This is a genomic window from Malikia sp. (assembly GCF_028687635.1).
Classification (GTDB): domain Bacteria; phylum Pseudomonadota; class Gammaproteobacteria; order Burkholderiales; family Burkholderiaceae_C; genus Malikia.
On the sequence record NZ_JAQTZS010000010.1, the window covers coordinates 49267 to 65955 of the forward strand.

Here is a 16689-nt window from a genome sequence, read left to right on the forward strand (position 1 = left end):
CAGTAAAGGGGTATGCACCTGCCGCCGCTTGCCCGCTTCCGCCCCCGACTGCTCGCTGACCTGCGCGGCTATGACCGCGCCCGACTGGCGCAAGACGCTGGCGCCGGCCTGACGGTCGCCATAGTCGCCTTGCCGCTGGCGATGGCGTTCGCGATTGCCTCCGGCCTCAAGCCCGAGGCCGGGCTCTGGACCGCGATCATCGGCGGCCTGCTGGTGTCGCTGCTGGGCGGCAGCTCGGTGCAGATCGGCGGCCCGGCCGGCGCCTTCATCGTCATCGTCTACGGCATCGTCGAGCGCCATGGCCTGGGCAGCCTGCTGATCTCCACCGCGGCCGCCGGAGTGCTGCTGTTCCTGATGGGCCTGCTCAAGCTGGGCAATCTGGTGCGCTATGTGCCGGTCAGCCTGGTGATCGGCTTCACCAACGGCATCGCGGTGCTGATCGCGCTGTCGCAGCTGCGCGACCTGCTCGGCCTCAAGATCGACAAGATGCCAGCCGACTTCTTCAGCCAGATCGGCACCCTCTGGCGCCATCTTGACAGCCTCAACCCCTATGCCTTGGGACTCGGGGTGCTCTGCGTGCTGGGACTGTTCGTCTGGCCACGGATCTGGGCCGGCGACTCGGCCTTTCGCCAGCAGCTTGACCGGCTGCAGGGCGCCAGCGCGCTGCGCGCGACCTCGCGCCTGCCGGCCCCGATCGTGGCGCTGGTCACGCTCACGCTGCTGGCCTGGCTGCTCAAGCTGCCGGTCGAGACCATAGGCTCGCGCTTCGGTGGCATCCCGCAGGGCCTGCCTGCGCTGGCCCTGCCCGACTTCAGCTGGACCAGCGTCAAGCAGCTGGTCACGCCAACGCTGACGATTGCCGCCCTGGGCGCGATCGAGTCGCTGCTGTGCGCGCGCGTCGCCGACCAGATGCGCCCGGGCGCCAAGCATGACCCGAACCAGGAGCTGATGGCGCAGGGCGTGGCCAACTTCGCGGTGCCCTTCTTCGGCGGCATGCCGGTGACCGGCACCATCGCGCGCACCGTCACCAACATCCGCGCCGGCGCCGCCTCGCCGGTGGCCGGCATGGTGCATGCGCTCTCGCTGGCGCTGGTCGTGCTGCTGGCCGCGCCGCTGGCCAGCCATGTGCCGCTGGCGGTGCTGGCCGGCGTGCTGCTGTTCGTGGCCTGGAACATGGGCGAGTGGCGCGAGTTCGCGCGCCTCAGGCAGTTCAGCCGGCATTACCGGCTGCTGCTGGTCTCGACCTTCCTGGTCACCGTGGTGTTCGACCTCACGCTGGCGGTCGAGCTCGGCCTGGTGCTGGCCTGCCTGCTGTTCGTGCGGCGCCAGGGCAGCCTGTTCAGCGCCGAGCTGGTCTCGCGCACCGAGCGGCTGCTGAGCTACCAGCTCTACGGCTCGCTGTTCTTTGGCGCCGTGACCAAGATCGACCCGATCCTGGCCGCAGTCGAAGCGGGCCCGGACCAGCTTGATGTGAGCCTGGACGCCACAAGGCTGGTCGCGCTCGACACCACCGGCATCGACGCGCTGGAGCAGCTGGTCGAGGCGCTGGAGCGGCGCGGCGGCCGGCTCGACATCCGGCACCTCAACGAGCAGCCGCGCGATCTGCTGCTCAGATCCGGCCTGGCGGCCAGGCTGCGCACCTGCAGCTGAAATACGGGCTGGCCTGTTGAGCGGGCTGCTGGGTAAAATCAGCAGCTTTAACCGTGGTGCCATACTGACATGAGCCTCTTCGCACGCCCCCACTACACTTCCGACGCCACGCAGTTCATCGAATCGCTCAAGGCCAAGCGGCCCGAGCTCGACGCGCAACAGCGCGAAGGCCGCGCCCTGCTGTGGGAGCAGAGCGTGGACCGCGACTGGAACGCCGACGCCAACGAAGGCCGCGTCCAGCAGCAACCCTACGTCTACCAGACCGAACCCACGCTGCGCTGAACTCCGGCGCGGGCCTGAATGAACCACACGCCCACCCTGGACGACGCACTGCCCGCTAGCCTGGCCGGCCTGCCCGAGCCAATCGACCCGGTGGCGTTCGCACGCCTGTACGGCGAGCCGCTGTTCGCGCTGCCGACCGACCTCTACATCCCGCCCGATGCGCTCGAGGTCTTCCTGGACGCCTTCGAAGGCCCGCTCGATCTGCTGCTGTACCTGATCCGCAGGCAGAACTTCAACATCCTCGACATCCCGATGGCCGAGCTCACGCGCCAGTACCTCGGCTACGTCGAGCAGGTGCGCGCGCGCAACCTCGAGCTGGCCGGCGAGTACCTGCTGATGGCCGCCATGCTGATCGAGATCAAGTCGCGCATGCTGCTGCCCCAGCGCCAGGCGGCCGAGGGCGAGGAAGCCGGGGACCCGCGCGCCGAACTGGTGCGCCGCCTGCTCGAATACGAGCAGATCAAGCTGGCCTCGCGCCAGCTGGCCGAGGCACCACAACTCGGGCGCGACTTCCTGGCGGCCTGCGTCCACGTCGAGCAGGCGCTCGACCTCCAGCTGCCCGATGTGGATGGCGCCGAGCTGCAGCAGGCCTGGCGCGACATCCTGCGCCGCGCCAAGCTGGTGCAGCACCACAAGATCAGCCGCGAGGCGCTTTCGGTGCGCGAGCACATGAGCCTGGTGCTGCGCCGACTGCAGGGCCGGCGCTTCGTCGAGTTCGCCGAGCTGTTCGAGCTGGCCAAGGGCGTGCCGGTGCTGGTCGTGACCTTCATCGCGATGCTCGAGCTGGCCAAGGAAACCCTGATCGAGATCACCCAGGCCGAGGCCTTCGCTCCCATCTATGTCCGGCTGGCCTATACGCCAGCCTGAAGCTTTGCACCATGAACACCACCCAATCCCAGTCCTGCGCCACCACTCGCCGCTTCGACGTCGTCATCGTCGGCAGCGGCCTGGCCGGCCTGAGCACCGCGCTGCTGCTGCCCAGCCATCTGCAGGTGGCCATCCTGACCAAGCGCACCATCGCGGACGGCTCCAGCGGCTGGGCCCAGGGCGGCATCGCCGCCGTGCTGGCCGAGGACGACAGCTTCGAGGCCCATGTGCAGGACACCTTCGTCGCTGGCGCCGGCCTGTGCGACGAGGCCGCGACCCGCTTCACGGTCGAACACGCGCCCGAGGCGATCGCCTGGCTGCGCGAGATGGGCACCCAGTTCACCCAGCATGACGGCGAACTGCACCTGACGCGCGAGGGCGGCCACAGCCACCGCCGCATCGTGCACGCGGCCGACGCCACCGGCGCCGCCGTCCAGCACACGCTGATCGACCGCGTGCGGCTGGCGCCCAATGTGCAGGTGTTCGAGAGCCATGTGCTGGCCGACCTGATCCTGAGCGACAAGCATGCCGAGGGCGGTACGGAGGACGAACGCCGCTGCCTGGGTGCCTACGCCTTCAACGAGGACACCGACGAGGTCGAGGCCTTCGTGGCGCCGCACACCGTGCTGTGCACCGGCGGCGCGGGCAAGGTCTACCTCTACACCTCCAACCCCGACACCGCGACCGGCGACGGCATCGCGGCGGCCTGGCGCGCTGGCTGCCGGGTCGGCAACATGGAATTCATCCAGTTCCACCCGACCTGCCTGTATCACCCCGATGCCAAGAGCTTCCTGATCAGCGAGGCGGTACGCGGCGAGGGCGGCCTGCTCAAGCTGCCGGAATCGCTCGGGGGCACCCGCTTCATGCCGGCGCACGACGAACGCGCCGAGCTCGCGCCGCGCGACGTGGTGGCGCGCGCGATCGACTTCGAGATGAAGAAGCACGGCCTGGACTGCGTCTACCTCGACATCTCGCACCAGAGCCCGGAATTCCTGCGCGAGCATTTCCCCAACATCCTGGCGCGCTGCGCCGAGCTCGGCATCGACATCACGAAGGAGCCGATTCCGGTCGTGCCGGCCGCGCACTACACCTGCGGCGGCGTGATCACCGACCTGAAGGCACGCACCGACCTGGCCGGCCTGTACGTGGTGGGCGAGGCCAGCTGCACCGGCCTGCACGGCGCCAACCGGCTGGCCAGCAACTCGCTGCTCGAGTGCATGGTGTTCGCGCGCGCGGCGGTGGCCGACATGGCGGCGCAGGCCGTGGCCGACATCCCGGCCATCAAGCCCTGGGACGACAGCCGCGTGATCGACGCCGACGAGCAGGTCGTGCTGTCGCACAACTGGGACGAGCTGCGCCGCTTCATGTGGGACTATGTCGGCATCGTGCGCACCGACAAACGGCTGGAGCGCGCGGCGCACCGGATCGCGCTGCTGCAATCCGAGATCCGCGAGTTCTACACCCACTACCATGTCACGCGCGACCTGTTGGAGCTGCGCAACCTGCTGCAGGTGGCCGACCTGATTGTGCGCTCGGCGCAGGGCCGCAAGGAAAGCCGCGGCCTGCACTTCAGCCGCGACTACCCCGGGCTGCTGGCCGAGGCGGGGCCGACGGTGCTGGTGCCCTGAGCGGGCAACCAAGGCGCCGAATGAGGGATCTGGCCGCGAGCACCGGCTTGCCGGCAGATGCCGTGCAGGCGATACAGCAGGTGCTGGCCGCCTGCCCGGCGATCGGGCAGGCGGTGCTGTACGGCTCGCGCGCCAGGGGCAACTACAAACGGGGCTCCGACATCGACCTGACCCTCAAGGGCGATGCGCTGACCTATCGGGACCTGCTGCGGCTGATGGACGAACTCGACGACCTGCTGCTGCCCTACATGATCGACTTGTCGCTCTACGCCCAGATCGACAATCACGCATTGCGCGAGCACATCGATCGGGTCGAGGTGGTGTTCTACGCGCGCTGAAGATCTCCCACGATAAAATTTTATTTCGGAGATAATTTTAATAATCTCCACGAGCCAGCTGGAACGCCTCTACCGGATCGTTAGCTCGACACAAAGCCGCTGGGAAATTGTTTGGCGACATCACCATCAAAGCCCGAGCCTGACCCCATCATCGGCGTGGTGAGCTACGGCTGGGTGCCGGTCCGATGAAATGGCGGCTGGTGACACGACTGCTTGCGCTACCCCAGGTGAAAGTTCATAACACGCTCTAGCTGACAGGGCACATTCAACGTTTGAATTCAGCAGCCGCGAGAAGCGGCTCGCTGAAATCATCGCCTTATACACATCTCCGTAACATGTTGATTTTTATGATAACGCAGAAAATCCACACATCAATAAAATCAATGACTTACAGAGTTGCGTATAACGAAATGCGCTGAAATGTGATGCTAGAGTTTAGCGCGACCATTTCTGGCATGTACTTTGCTGCCCAAACATGTCAGGGCTTTTGCTATCGCTCCCTTTGAAACCAAGACCTTCACACACTACTTTTATTCTTTGCCCTAAAGATGAGTGAAGTTGAAGAAACGGAGTTTCAGTATTTTTTGCGGCCAAGGCATCAACATACCGGCGTTGATTCCGATGAGCCAGTTCTCTAATCACCAAGTGGGAATCAAATGGCTGACTCAGCGAGTTCACTACTTCCGTTATCGCGGCATCCCAATTTTTCATTTGCTATTTACCTTGTTGGAAAAGTCTAACTTTGTTTTAGGGCGACTGCCCCTAGCCGAAACCTGCCTTACTGACAGCAGTCTATCCCTCACCCTAAGCATCTCGGCAGTGCGCACGCACGTCAAACCGTGTCGGATTGCCTCGATAGACGGAAATCCAGCACTGGACGTTTTCCGACAGCAAAGTGGCGGCTGGTGACACGACTGCTTGCGCTACCCCAAGTTCAACGAACGGACCGACCTCCCCCAAAACCAGGACGGTTCAAGAGGGCAACTCAAGCGGCCGATGGATCGATGGGCTCGAAACGCGCCACACGCTTGAAAACCGAGCCTTTGACGGTCTGTTTTCTTTCCGAGGGCTTGTAGCCGTGATACCTGGCGAAGGCAGCCACTTGAGCCCCGGTGCGGCGCAGAAAAGGGTCAGACTCCTTCTTCGTCGCCGGACACAGCGCGCGGAGCTTGTCGGTCGGCAGGGTGGCTGCCGCGCCTTGGCCTGCTCGGATACTGACCAGCAACTCGTCTTCGTACTCCCCTATCAGCTCCCAGACGGCCTGGGACTGCGGAGTATTCGGATAACGCGAATTCTGGAACGGAAAAGGAGATTTCTTCATGATTGACAAGGTTATTTCTTTCGACTGGTATGAGCGCATGAGGGACTGCACGGACTATCTGGACATCCGGAGGAAGCAGGCGGGCATGTCTCGTCTGCAAGAGCGCCGGAAGCGAGGCACCGACAGCGCCGGGCCGAACTTGCCGGTTCACGCCTTCCTCAGGAAATAAGGTGGGTCGATACGTTGCTCATGCCTCGCTAGCGGACGGGGTTTCGGGCTTGCGTTGGTAGCCCTTCTGGTCTTGTTCGTAGCGAGCGGCGAGTGCCTGCAGATCTTTCGGCACCTGCTGGTAACTGACCAGGTACACATCCAGCGCCTGGCCTCGTACCAGGTCGAGCGCCCGCTGCATCGCGTCCATAATCCATTCGTACTCGTTGCCAAAGGCGCCGCCGCCCAGCCGCGTCAGGTAGACGCTGCGGTTGCCGCCCGGTCTGGCTGCATTAATCACCCCGGCTAGCAGCGTGGCTTCATAAGCAGCTTCGAGCACCAGGCGCGCGAAGGGCTCCCACAACCAGGGCTTGCTGTCGCGGTTGTAGCTGATCGGCAATGCCGAGCAGTAGGCCTGGCTCACCGTCTGGTCCTTCGGCGTGCCCCTCGCCGTCACTTCCACATCCCAATGAAGGCCGATGCGCAGACGCGCGCGCAACGCGTCAAGTTCAGCGGGGCTGGCGGCCCTGAGTGCTGTCTTGATGGTTTGCAGCGTGGCGGTGTCGGCCAAGGCGTAGCCGTTGCGCATCTTGATGCGGTCGCCACCCTTCAGGGTTGATCGCAGGTCGGCCAGGGTGTCGATCTGCCGCTCGCTGGTCTGGCCCAGCTGATTGCCGACCGGCGCGAAGTAGTTGCGGTAGATGGTCCCGGCCCCCGCAGCGCGCGCACAGGCCGGCCCCTGGGTCGGGTCGTATTCGTAATCGGTCACGCCGTCTTCGGGTGTGAACTCGAAGTGCGTCATCTCCAGCAGATTGAATTGCGAGGCGACCTGTACCAGCGCACCCGCCAGTTCGGGCCTGGTATGCAGCTGGTGGGCGTCGGCCGCGAGGTTGTGCACCCGCAGCCGGCCACGCGAGGTGGCCAGCACCGGGGCGGCGCGCTCGCGCAGTTCGGCTAGGCTGGGCGTCTCCAGCTGGCCGATCCGCCAGCTGCGGCCGTTGGCCAGCGAGCGCAGGCGATCGTCCTCGACGCAGAGCTGGGCACGGGTGGATTTGTAGTCGGTTTCTGCAAAGCCGGTCAGGTCTTTAAACCCATCCCTTTCAAGGTGTTGCCGATTCTCCTGTAGCCTTGTGGGGTAGAAGGGAGAACGAGGATGTGTGCAGAGGTACTGGAGCGGTTTGAGCAGCATGCGCCGGTGGGCGTGATGGCACGCGTGGCGCTGGAGCAGGCGTTGCCGGCGGGCTGGATCGACGAGGTGTTCGAGGCCAACCGCCAGAGGCAATACCCGCGCGAGCTGATGATGTCGACCGTGGTGGAGCTGATGATGCTGGTCTCGCTGGGGCTGCGCCCGTCGCTGCATGCGGCCGCGCGCAAGATGGAGCGGCTGCCCGTGTCGTTGGCGGCGCTCTACGACAAGGTCAATCGCACGGAGCCGGCGGTGCTGCGCGCGCTGGTGCAGGGCAGCGCCGCCCGTCTGGCGCCGGTGATGGCGCAACTCGACGGCGAGGCAAGCCTGGCGGGATGGCGCTTGCGCATCCTCGACGGCAATCACCTGCCGGCGAGCCAGAAGCGGCTGTCACCGCTGCGCGATCAGCGTGGCGCGGCCCTGCCGGGGCACACCCTGGTGGTCTACGATCCCGACCAAGCCCTGGTCACGGACATCGTGGCGTGCGAGGATGCGCACGAGAGCGAGCGTACCGTGGCGCGGACCCTGGTGGCCTCGGCACGGGCGGGCGAGCTGTGGCTGGCTGACAGCCATTTCTGCACCCGCACCCTGTTGCAGGGCTGGCAACAGACGGGAGCCGCCTTCATTGTGCGCGAGCATGGTCGCCATCCGAGTCTGGTGCAGCAAGGCAGCTGGCACGAAGCGGGCCGCTGCGAAACGGGCGTGCTGGCGGAGCAGTCCATCGGTATCGAGGGTGACGGCGTGCCGTGGCGTCGTATCCAGTTGGTGCTCGATGAGCCCACTCGGGACGGCCTGACCCAGCTGAACTTGTGGAGCAACCTGCCGCACGAGGTCACGGCTCAACAGATTGCCAACCTGTACCGCCGCCGCTGGCGCATCGAAGGGCTGTTCGGACGACTCGAATCGGTTCTCAACAGCGAAATCCGCACGCTGGGCCACCCGCGTGCCGCGCTGCTGGGCTTTGCCACGGCGGTGCTGGCGTACAACGTGCTGTCCCTGCTCAAGCGCTGCATCGAACAGGCTCACCGCGAGCAGGCTCCCGAGCTGGAGGTCTCGACCTATCACCTGGCAGTCGATGTCGTGAGCGACTACAAAGGCATGCTCATTGCGCTACCGCCTTCGGCGTGGTCTTCGTGGTCCGAAGCCAGCCCGGAGCACATGGCTGATTATTTGCTGCATCTGGCCCGGTTCGTCTCGCCGCGCAGCGTCGCCACCTCCAAGCGAGGCCCCAAGAAACCCAAGCCCAAGGGATATGTCGAGGCCGCCGCTGTTCGCAAGCACGTCTCGACCGCCCGCGTCCTGCGCAGCGCCAAGGGTGCAACACCTTGAAAGGGATGGTCTTTAAACCATGTCATTGGGTCTCCATCGGGTCAAACAGGTGCTGGGGTCTTAGGCGCAGTGGAACACTGAACCACGCATGACGGAAATTTCGGCGGTTCCGACTTAGAACCCCTAGTTCGGATTTGATGAACTGACGAAATTTCGCACGTCAAGGAGTTCCTCTCCGTCCCACCGATAAGCCACCAAGGGGCCTCCCTTACCTGCGCTGTAATCCACGCACGCCATTCGGTCAGCTTGCAAGGTTGGCTCGCCCTGCATCCAATAGTGGCCAAAAAACACGGGTTTGCGGTGGTCATAACTGGGCAGCATGCCAGTCTCCGTCACAGCGATGTCCGGCAACTTGTTCCTCTCTTCCTCGGACATCAACGCAAGGTCACGGTAGCCATGGGCTTGCTCATCCCACCAGCGGATACGCACATTGCGCCTCTCATGGCCGTCTTTGTCCAAGAACGAATGGCCGGCGGGCAACGACACTTCCAGTCCTTTTGTCAGCCCCTCTACCGCTCTGAAGACGGGGTCATGTGCGCGACTGGCGCGAACCATGAGTTCTGGCGTCAGAGTTCGGCCATTGCCCAGCAGCGGCTCCAACTCCGCCATGAAGCCGTCGTGCCAACAGGCGTGCACAACACGCAGCGCTGGCAGGTCAAGCCACAACGGCAATGTCAGAAACCAGTCGATGATTTCCGCATGGAGCGGCGTCCCCTCGACCTCGCCCAGAAACGCATGGTGCTGATGGCGGTTCTGGGCACCGAGCTCGCCGTGTCGTGGGCGAAGGAAATGGCCGGCGTCGGCGCCATCTGGGTCGGGCAGATGCCAGGCAATGGCATTGAACTCATGATTTCCCAGAATGGCCAAGGCACTGTCTGCATCCACCATGCGTCGCGCCAGTCGGTAGGTTTCAACTTGCCGAGGGCCTCGGTCGATGAAGTCACCGACAAAGATGGCCTTGCGGCTTGGGTGCCGATATGCTCCGGCTTGTTTGCGGTACCCCATCGTCTGCAGCAAGGCTTCGAGCTTGTCGGCTTGGCCGTGAACGTCTCCAATGATGTCGTATCCCATACTTCCCTCCTTAGTTGTACGATGCTACTATCTTAACCCACTTAGTGGTAAAATGCAACTATGTTGGAAATAATTTACCCTCTGGTCAGCGTTGACGTCGCGCTTTTCTGTGTCGATGCAGAGCGCCTGCAAGTACTGGTGGTCAAACGGGCGCATGAGCCGGCAGCCAGACAATGGGCTTTGCCTGGTGGCATATTGAAACCACACCTCGACAAGTCTCTGGAAGCGGCTGCCCGACGGGTACTGGCACACAAGGTCAGCGTTGAACTACCGCTGGTGGATGAGGTCTGCACGTTTAGCGGACCAGACCGCGACCCTCGCGGGTGGTCCGTATCCGTGCTGTTCTATGCACTACTGCCCAGAGACAAGATCAATGCGCTGGTACGAAACAAGGTTGAAGCCCTGGAGTGGTCGAACGCATCCGCTCCAGGTCACCGACTTGCTTTCGACCACGATCATCAGCTAGCGGCGGCTGTCAAGAAGCTGCGAACAAAGGTAGAGGCAGGCAAACTCCCATTGCATCTGTTGTCTGAGAAATTCACCTTGACACAGCTTCAACGGACCGTCGAGACAATCCTGGGGCGGTCTCTTGACAAAAGCTCCTTCCGTCGGCAGCTCAAGAGTTCCTCAGACCTTGTCGAGCTTGACGAGTATGAACGCGGGACACAGCGCCCTGCCCAGCTGTTCAGAGCCAGCGAGGGATTCTCCTTTTGAGTAAGTCGTGCTTGCATCGGGCGGTGCCGCTGAATGGCACCGCGGTCCAGTTAGACGAGAAGGAACTTGGGGCGGTTCACACCATCACCGCGTTCACATGCAGCGCGACCACGCACCCCATGCCCACCGTCCAGACCAGTGAGCGCAAGGTGGCCTTGTCGGCCACGTAGCACGCGATATAGCCCAGGCGGGCCAGCACGAAGGCCACGGCAAGTGCATCCACCCGCGCCGAATCAACGCCGGCATGCAGCGCCAGCAGCACGCCCGAGACAAAGAACGGAAAAGCCTCGAAGCTGTTGGCCTGGGCCGCGTTGGCACGCGCCCGGAAGCCCGTGACCTTGGCCAGCCAAGCACGGGGATCGTGGTTGTCGTAGTCTTTGAGACCGGCTTTGGCGATGCCGGCGCACACCACCGGCAGCAAGCCCGCGATCAGCAGGCAGAGGTAGGACCATTTCATCGCGGGAGTACTCCTGTTGCAACGTTCACCGGCCATTGTCAGGGCATTTTGCACAGCATTCCCCCACCTGCCCGACAGCCGGCCAAGCACCGACCACCCGCAATGGCGGGCCAATGCATACAATGGTCGCTTGCTCCGGGGTGTCCGCATGTTGCGGGCTGAGATGGCTTGAGCCAAACCCGCGAACTTGATCCGGTTCATACCGGCGGAAGAAGAGCTGTCTTACCCTGTGGTGGTGTGTCCCTGACCTGGCCCGGTGCCGGTTGGTGCGTCATCCACCGGGGCGACCTTCGGAGCAAAAACCGCCCAGGAGACTCGCCCCATGAACGCCCCCGCTGAAAAATTCCTCGCCGCCTCCGCCCAGGTGGACTCGGCCGCCATCGCGCCGCTGCCCAACTCGCGCAAGATCTACGTCGAAGGCTCGCGCCCCGACCTGCGGGTGCCGATGCGCGAGATCTCGCAGTCCGACACCCCGACGGCTTTTGGCGGCGAACAGAACCCGCCGGTCACGGTCTACGACTGCTCGGGACCCTACACCGACCCCGACGCCCGGATCGACATCCGCTCCGGTCTGGCGGCGGTGCGCCAGCGCTGGATCGAGGAGCGCGGCGACACCGAACTACTGGCCGACCTGAGCAGCGAATTCGGCCGCCAGCGTGCCGCCGACCCGAAACTCGACGAACTGCGCTTCCCCGGCCTGCAGCGCCAGCCGCGCCGCGCCAAGGCTGGCGCCAACGTGACGCAGATGCATTACGCGCGCCAAGGCATCATCACGCCCGAGATGGAATACATCGCGATCCGCGAGAACCTGCGCCGCCAGGACTATGTCGCCTCGCTGAAAGCCACCGGCCCGATGGGCGAGAAGATGGCCCGCCTGCTGACCCGCCAGCACCCGGGCCAGAACTTCGGCGCCGCGATCCCGGCCGAGATCACGCCCGAGTTCGTGCGCAGCGAGATCGCGCGTGGTCGCGCCATCATCCCGAACAACATCAACCACCCCGAAAGCGAGCCGATGATCATCGGCCGCAACTTCCTGGTCAAGATCAACGCCAACATCGGCAATTCGGCGCTCGGCAGCTCGATCAACGAGGAAGTCGACAAGATGACCTGGGCCATCCGCTGGGGTGGCGACACGGTGATGGACCTGTCGACCGGCAAGAACATCCACGAGACGCGCGAGTGGATCATCCGCAACTCGCCGGTGCCGATCGGCACGGTGCCGATCTACCAGGCGCTGGAGAAGGTCAACGGCAAGGCCGAGGACCTGACCTGGGAGATCTTCAAGGACACGCTGATCGAGCAGGCGGAACAGGGGGTGGACTATTTCACCATCCATGCGGGCGTCTTGCTGCGCTATGTGCCGCTGACCGCCGACCGCATGACCGGCATCGTCAGCCGGGGCGGCTCGATCATGGCCAAGTGGTGCCTGGCCCATCACCAGGAGAACTTCCTCTACACCCATTTCGAGGAGATCTGCGAGATCATGAAGGCCTATGACGTGGCCTTCAGCCTGGGCGACGGCCTGCGTCCGGGCTCGATCCATGACGCCAACGACGAAGCCCAGCTCGGTGAATTGAAGACGCTGGGCGAGCTGACCCAGATCGCCTGGAAGCACGATGTCCAGGTCATGATCGAGGGCCCGGGCCATGTGCCGCTGCACCTGATCAAGGAGAACATGGACCTGCAGCTCGAACAGTGCGACGAGGCGCCCTTCTACACGCTGGGCCCGCTGACCACCGACATCGCGCCGGGCTACGACCACATCACCAGCGGCATCGGCGCGGCGACGATTGGCTGGTACGGCTGCGCCATGCTGTGCTACGTGACGCCCAAGGAGCACCTGGGCCTGCCCGACAAGGACGATGTCAAGACCGGCATCATCACCTACAAGCTGGCCGCGCATGCCGCCGACCTGGCCAAGGGCCACCCGGGCGCGCAGATCCGCGACAACGCCTTGTCCAAGGCCCGCTTCGAGTTCCGCTGGGACGACCAGTTCAACCTCGGCCTCGACCCGGACAAGGCGCGCGAGTTCCACGACGAGACCCTGCCCAAGGAATCGGCCAAGGTGGCGCATTTCTGCTCGATGTGCGGCCCGCATTTCTGCTCGATGAAGATCACCCAGGAGGTGCGCGACTTCGCCGCCAAGCAGGGCCTGGCCGAGGGCGAGGCCTTGCAGAAGGGGATGGAAGTCAAGGCGGTCGAGTTCGTCAAGAAGGGCGCCGAGATCTACCGCCCGCTCTGATCCGCGTCAGGCTTTTGCAAGGAAACGGACCGTCAAGGCGGTCCGTTTCCGCGCTTCTGTCAAAATAGCGCACTATTTTTGCCCGAGATCACCATGTTCCGTACCCTGCTCAAATCCAAGATCCACCGCGTCAAGACCACGCATGCCGAGCTGCACTACGAAGGCTCCTGCGCGATTGACGAGGACCTGCTCGATGCCTCCGGCATCTGCGAAAACGAACAGATCCATATCTGGAACATCGACAACGGCGAGCGCTTCGTGACCTACGCGATCAAGGGCCAGCGCGGCACCGGCATGATCTCGGTCAACGGCTCGGCGGCCCGCCGCGTCGCGGTCGGCGACCTGCTGATCATCGCGGCCTTCGCCCAGGTGCACGAGGACCAGGTCAGCGGCCACAAGCCGAAGCTGGTGTTCGTCAACGACCAGAACCAGCAGGTCGAGCTGCGCGACAAGGTCGCGACCCAGATGATGTAAGCCTTGGCCGGCCAGACCTTCAGGCCGCGCTCGGTGGCTGCAGCCGCGCCGGTATCCAGCCGCGCAGGCTGTTGACAAAGGCCAGCCCGGTCGCGCGCCGCAGGTCATCGACCCGCAACACGGCTTCCCGCAGCCGCCCCTCGCGCAGCGCGACCTCTCGCCCGACGCCATCGAGCAGGCCGCAGGACAGTGCCGGCGTCAGCCATTCGCCGTCGATCTGCAGCGCCAGGTTGCCGCGCGTGCACTCGGTCAGCTCGCCCTGCTCGTTCCACAGGATGGCGTCGAACACGCCGGGCTGGGTCGGCGCGGCCGCGTCGTAATGCGCGCGGCGCGTGGTCTTGTAGCGCACGAACTCGCCGTGCGCGGCCTCGAAAGGCTGAGGCGCCAGCGCCAGCGTGACCTGGGCCGGACTGGCCTCCATCGCGAAGGCCTGCGCCTGGGTCATGCCCTGCGCGTCGAGCAGCAGGCGCACCCGCCACAGGCCCTGCGGATGGCTGGCGACCAGCTGATCCAGGCTGGCGCGCAAGGCGGACTGATCCAGCGCATAGCCGAAATGGTCCGCCGCGCGCTCCAGCCGCGCCAGGTGCTCGGCCTGGTGGCGCAGTACGCCGTCGGCCAGCGCCAGCGTCTCAAGCAACTCGAACGGCTCGCTGGCCCGGTCCAGGAAGGCGCGCTTGTGGCGCCATTCCTGCCATTCGCCCTTGGCGGTCGCGCCCGAGGTGATGCCACTGCCGATGCCGCAGCTCAATTTATTTCCCTGGGCCGTCACGGTGCGGATCGCGACGTTGAAGGTCGCGTGGCCGCCCGGTCGCACGACGCCGATCGCGCCGCAGTAGGCGCCGCGCGGTCCCGGCTCAAGCTCATGGATCAGCCGCATGGCCTGGACCTTGGGCGCGCCCGTGATCGAGCCACAGGGGAACAGCGCCGTGAAGACATCAGCCAGCGTGGTGCCGGGCCGGCTGTCGGCCGTCACATCCGAGGTCATCTGCCAGACGGTCGGCAAGGCTTCCAGGTGAAACAGGCGCGGCACCTTGACCGAATGCGGCAGCGCGACGCGCGACAGGTCGTTGCGGATCAGGTCGACGATCATGACGTTCTCGGCCCGCTCCTTGGCGGAAGCCAGCAGGGCGTCGGCGTTGGCCTGGTCCTGCTGCGGATCGTCGCCGCGCGCGGCGGTGCCCTTCATCGGGCGTACCAGCAGCCGCGATCCGTCCCAGTCGAAGAACAGCTCGGGCGAGACCGACAGCAGCTGGCGCTCGCCGGTGTCGAGCCAGGCCGAATAGCCGCCTGGTTGCGCGCGGCGCAATGCCACGTACAGCGCCAGCGCGCTGCCCTGCAGCAGCTCGCCCTTGAGCTGGGCCGTGTGGTTGATCTGGTAGCAGTCGCCGGCGGCGATCGCGGCCTGGATCATCTTAATGTCGCGCGTGAAGGCGACACGCTCGGGGCCGGCGCCCCAGTGGGCCTTGGCCGGTTGCTGTTGCTCATTCGCCTCCTGCGCCGTCTCGGCAGCGCCTGGCGGCAGCTCGCACTCGAGCGGCCAGTCCAGGGCCTGCTCGAAGACGGCAAACCAGGCCAGAGGCCCCTCGGCCGCATGCACCCGCAGCGCGGCGTCGAAGGCCGGCGCGGCCTCGTAGGCGACATGGCCCACGCACCAGCGGCCAGCGGCGGCTTCGGCCTGCACCTGCTGCAGCAGCGGCTTGACTTCGGCCGCCGTGTCGGCTTGCAGCAGGCGCAGCGGCGCACCAAAGGCACAGCGCAGCCGTTCACCCGGGCCGCCCTGCGGCTGCGCGAAGTCGAACAGCGCCGTGACCGGCTGGCTCGTCATGCCGCGCCGATATTGGGCACCAGCGCGCCGGCGTCCCGGCCGGCCTTGTGCGCGGAGGTGAAGGCCAGCATGCGGTCGATCGGCAGCCGCGCGCGCGGGATCAGCTCGGGGTCGACATGGATCTCGTTCAAGCCGGTTTCGAGCACGCGCGCGACGCCGGCCAGGCTGTTCATCGCCATCCAGGGGCAGTGCGCGCAGCTCTTGCAGGTGGCGCTGTTGCCGGCGGTCGGCGCCTCGATGAAGGTTTTGCCCGGGTTCAGCTGGCGCAGCTTGTGCATCATGCCGTTGTCGGTCGCGACGATGAATTCCTTGGCGTCCATGGTCCTGGCCGCGTTCAGGATGGCCGAGGTCGAGCCGACCGCGTCCGCCAGCGCGACCACCTCGGCCGGGCTCTCGGGGTGCACCAGCACCTTGGCGCCCGGGTGTGCCTTGATCAGCGCTTCGAGCTCGAAGGCCTTGAACTCGTCGTGCACGATGCACGAGCCCTGCCACATCAGCATGTCGGCGCCGGTCTCGCGCTGGATGTAGCCGCCCAGGTGCTTGTCGGGCGCCCACAGGATCTTGTGGCCCTTGGCCTTCAAGGCGCTGACGATCTCGAGCGCGCAGCTCGAAGTCACCAGCCAGTCGGAACGGGCCTTGACCGCCGCGCTGGTGTTGGCGTAGACCACCACGGTGCGGTCCGGGTGCTGGTCGCAGAAGGCCGCGAAGTCATCGATCGGGCAGCCGAGGTCGAGCGAGCAGTTCGCGTCGAGGTCGGGCATCAGGATGGTCTTCTCGGGCGAGAGGATCTTGGCGGTCTCGCCCATGAAGCGCACGCCCGAGACCACCAGCGTCCGCGCCGCGTGGTCGCGACCGAAGCGCGCCATCTCCAGGCTGTCGCTGACGATGCCGCCGGTCTCCTCGGCCAGATCCTGCAGGTCCGGGTGCACGTAGTAGTGCGACACCAGGACCGCGTTCTTTTCCTGCAGCAGGCGGCGGATCCTGTCCTTGAGCGCGGCGCGCTCCTGCTGGCTCGGCTCCTCGGGCACGCGCGCCCAGGCGTGGCGCGTGGTGCAAGCCGGCTGTTCGTAATCGACCTCGATGACCTTGTCCATCTCTCTATGCTCTCTGTTGGGCTGTAGCTGCCGGCAGCAGGAGCCGGCCATGCATGCGGTACGC

16 protein-coding genes and 1 riboswitch are annotated in these 16689 nt (G+C 65.1%); of the genes, 10 read left to right on the forward strand and 6 right to left on the reverse strand.

Features of this window, described 5'->3' with window-relative positions; genetic code table 11:
• The first annotated feature begins 12 nt into the window (after window positions 1–12).
• From PHR85_RS08215 to PHR85_RS08235, 5 genes are all read left to right on the forward strand, one after another.
• Complete coding sequence (locus PHR85_RS08215; protein WP_300052836.1) at window positions 13–1650, forward strand: SulP family inorganic anion transporter; 1638 nt, start codon at window positions 13–15, stop codon at window positions 1648–1650.
• Window positions 1651–1719: 69 nt separating this feature from the next.
• Window positions 1720–1932, forward strand: coding sequence for a DUF3460 family protein (locus PHR85_RS08220; RefSeq protein WP_300052838.1), 213 nt, complete (start codon window positions 1720–1722; stop codon window positions 1930–1932).
• Between the two features lie 18 nt (window positions 1933–1950).
• Window positions 1951–2799 carry a ScpA family protein gene (locus PHR85_RS08225; protein ID WP_300052841.1) on the forward strand — a complete coding sequence of 283 codons (849 nt, stop codon included), beginning with the start codon at window positions 1951–1953 and terminating at the stop codon, window positions 2797–2799.
• A gap of 11 nt (window positions 2800–2810) precedes the next feature.
• A complete protein-coding gene (gene nadB, locus PHR85_RS08230; RefSeq protein ID WP_300052844.1) occupies window positions 2811–4427 on the forward strand; it encodes an L-aspartate oxidase in 1617 nt (538 codons plus the stop codon).
• Window positions 4428–4447: 20 nt separating this feature from the next.
• Window positions 4448–4765, forward strand: a complete 318-nt coding sequence (locus PHR85_RS08235) for a nucleotidyltransferase domain-containing protein (protein WP_300052848.1) — start codon at window positions 4448–4450, stop codon at window positions 4763–4765.
• Between the two features lie 985 nt (window positions 4766–5750).
• Here the strand turns inward: PHR85_RS08235 and PHR85_RS08240 are convergent.
• On the reverse strand, window positions 5751–6086 hold the full coding sequence (locus PHR85_RS08240; RefSeq protein ID WP_300052850.1) for a hypothetical protein: 336 nt from the start codon (window positions 6084–6086) through the stop codon (window positions 5751–5753).
• On the opposite strand from PHR85_RS08240, the gene PHR85_RS08245 reads away from it, so the two are divergent.
• Window positions 6085–6255 carry a hypothetical protein gene (locus tag PHR85_RS08245; RefSeq protein ID WP_300052852.1) on the forward strand — a complete coding sequence of 57 codons (171 nt, stop codon included), beginning with the start codon at window positions 6085–6087 and terminating at the stop codon, window positions 6253–6255. The genes PHR85_RS08240 and PHR85_RS08245 overlap by 2 nt on opposite strands.
• Before the next feature lie 18 nt (window positions 6256–6273).
• Here the strand turns inward: PHR85_RS08245 and PHR85_RS08250 are convergent, their stop codons facing one another.
• Complete coding sequence (locus PHR85_RS08250; protein WP_300052854.1) at window positions 6274–7422, reverse strand: hypothetical protein; 1149 nt, start codon at window positions 7420–7422, stop codon at window positions 6274–6276.
• A 15-nt stretch (window positions 7423–7437) separates the two neighbouring features.
• On the opposite strand from PHR85_RS08250, the gene PHR85_RS08255 reads away from it, so the two are divergent.
• Window positions 7438–8748 carry an IS4 family transposase gene (locus tag PHR85_RS08255; protein WP_300052979.1) on the forward strand — a complete coding sequence of 437 codons (1311 nt, stop codon included), beginning with the start codon at window positions 7438–7440 and terminating at the stop codon, window positions 8746–8748.
• Between the two features lie 123 nt (window positions 8749–8871).
• Here PHR85_RS08255 and PHR85_RS08260 read toward each other — a convergent pair whose 3' ends face one another.
• On the reverse strand, window positions 8872–9819 hold the full coding sequence (locus PHR85_RS08260; RefSeq protein ID WP_300052857.1) for a metallophosphoesterase: 948 nt from the start codon (window positions 9817–9819) through the stop codon (window positions 8872–8874).
• A gap of 60 nt (window positions 9820–9879) precedes the next feature.
• On the opposite strand from PHR85_RS08260, the gene PHR85_RS08265 reads away from it, so the two are divergent.
• On the forward strand, window positions 9880–10533 hold the full coding sequence (locus tag PHR85_RS08265) for an NUDIX domain-containing protein (protein ID WP_300052860.1): 654 nt from the start codon (window positions 9880–9882) through the stop codon (window positions 10531–10533).
• 76 nt (window positions 10534–10609) lie between these two features.
• Here PHR85_RS08265 and PHR85_RS08270 read toward each other — a convergent pair whose 3' ends face one another.
• Window positions 10610–10990, reverse strand: coding sequence for an MAPEG family protein (locus tag PHR85_RS08270; RefSeq protein ID WP_300052863.1), 381 nt, complete (start codon window positions 10988–10990; stop codon window positions 10610–10612).
• A 126-nt stretch (window positions 10991–11116) separates the two neighbouring features.
• A riboswitch (TPP riboswitch) is annotated at window positions 11117–11221 on the forward strand.
• Window positions 11222–11312: 91 nt separating this feature from the next.
• On the opposite strand from PHR85_RS08270, the gene thiC reads away from it, so the two are divergent.
• Window positions 11313–13232, forward strand: coding sequence for a phosphomethylpyrimidine synthase ThiC (thiC, locus tag PHR85_RS08275; protein ID WP_300052866.1), 1920 nt, complete (start codon window positions 11313–11315; stop codon window positions 13230–13232).
• A gap of 93 nt (window positions 13233–13325) precedes the next feature.
• The gene (gene panD, locus PHR85_RS08280) at window positions 13326–13706 is read left to right on the forward strand and encodes an aspartate 1-decarboxylase (protein WP_300052869.1); all 381 of its coding nucleotides are present in this window, start codon (window positions 13326–13328) and stop codon (window positions 13704–13706) included.
• Between the two features lie 19 nt (window positions 13707–13725).
• On the opposite strand, the gene pabB is transcribed toward panD, so the two are convergent.
• Together pabB and nadA are read right to left on the reverse strand one after the other, a co-directional pair.
• Window positions 13726–15531, reverse strand: coding sequence for an aminodeoxychorismate synthase component I (gene pabB / locus PHR85_RS08285; protein WP_300052871.1), 1806 nt, complete (start codon window positions 15529–15531; stop codon window positions 13726–13728).
• Window positions 15528–16625, reverse strand: a complete 1098-nt coding sequence (nadA, locus tag PHR85_RS08290) for a quinolinate synthase NadA (protein WP_300052874.1) — start codon at window positions 16623–16625, stop codon at window positions 15528–15530. Before nadA ends, pabB begins: the two co-directional genes overlap by 4 nt.
• Between the last annotated feature and the right edge of the window lie 64 nt (window positions 16626–16689).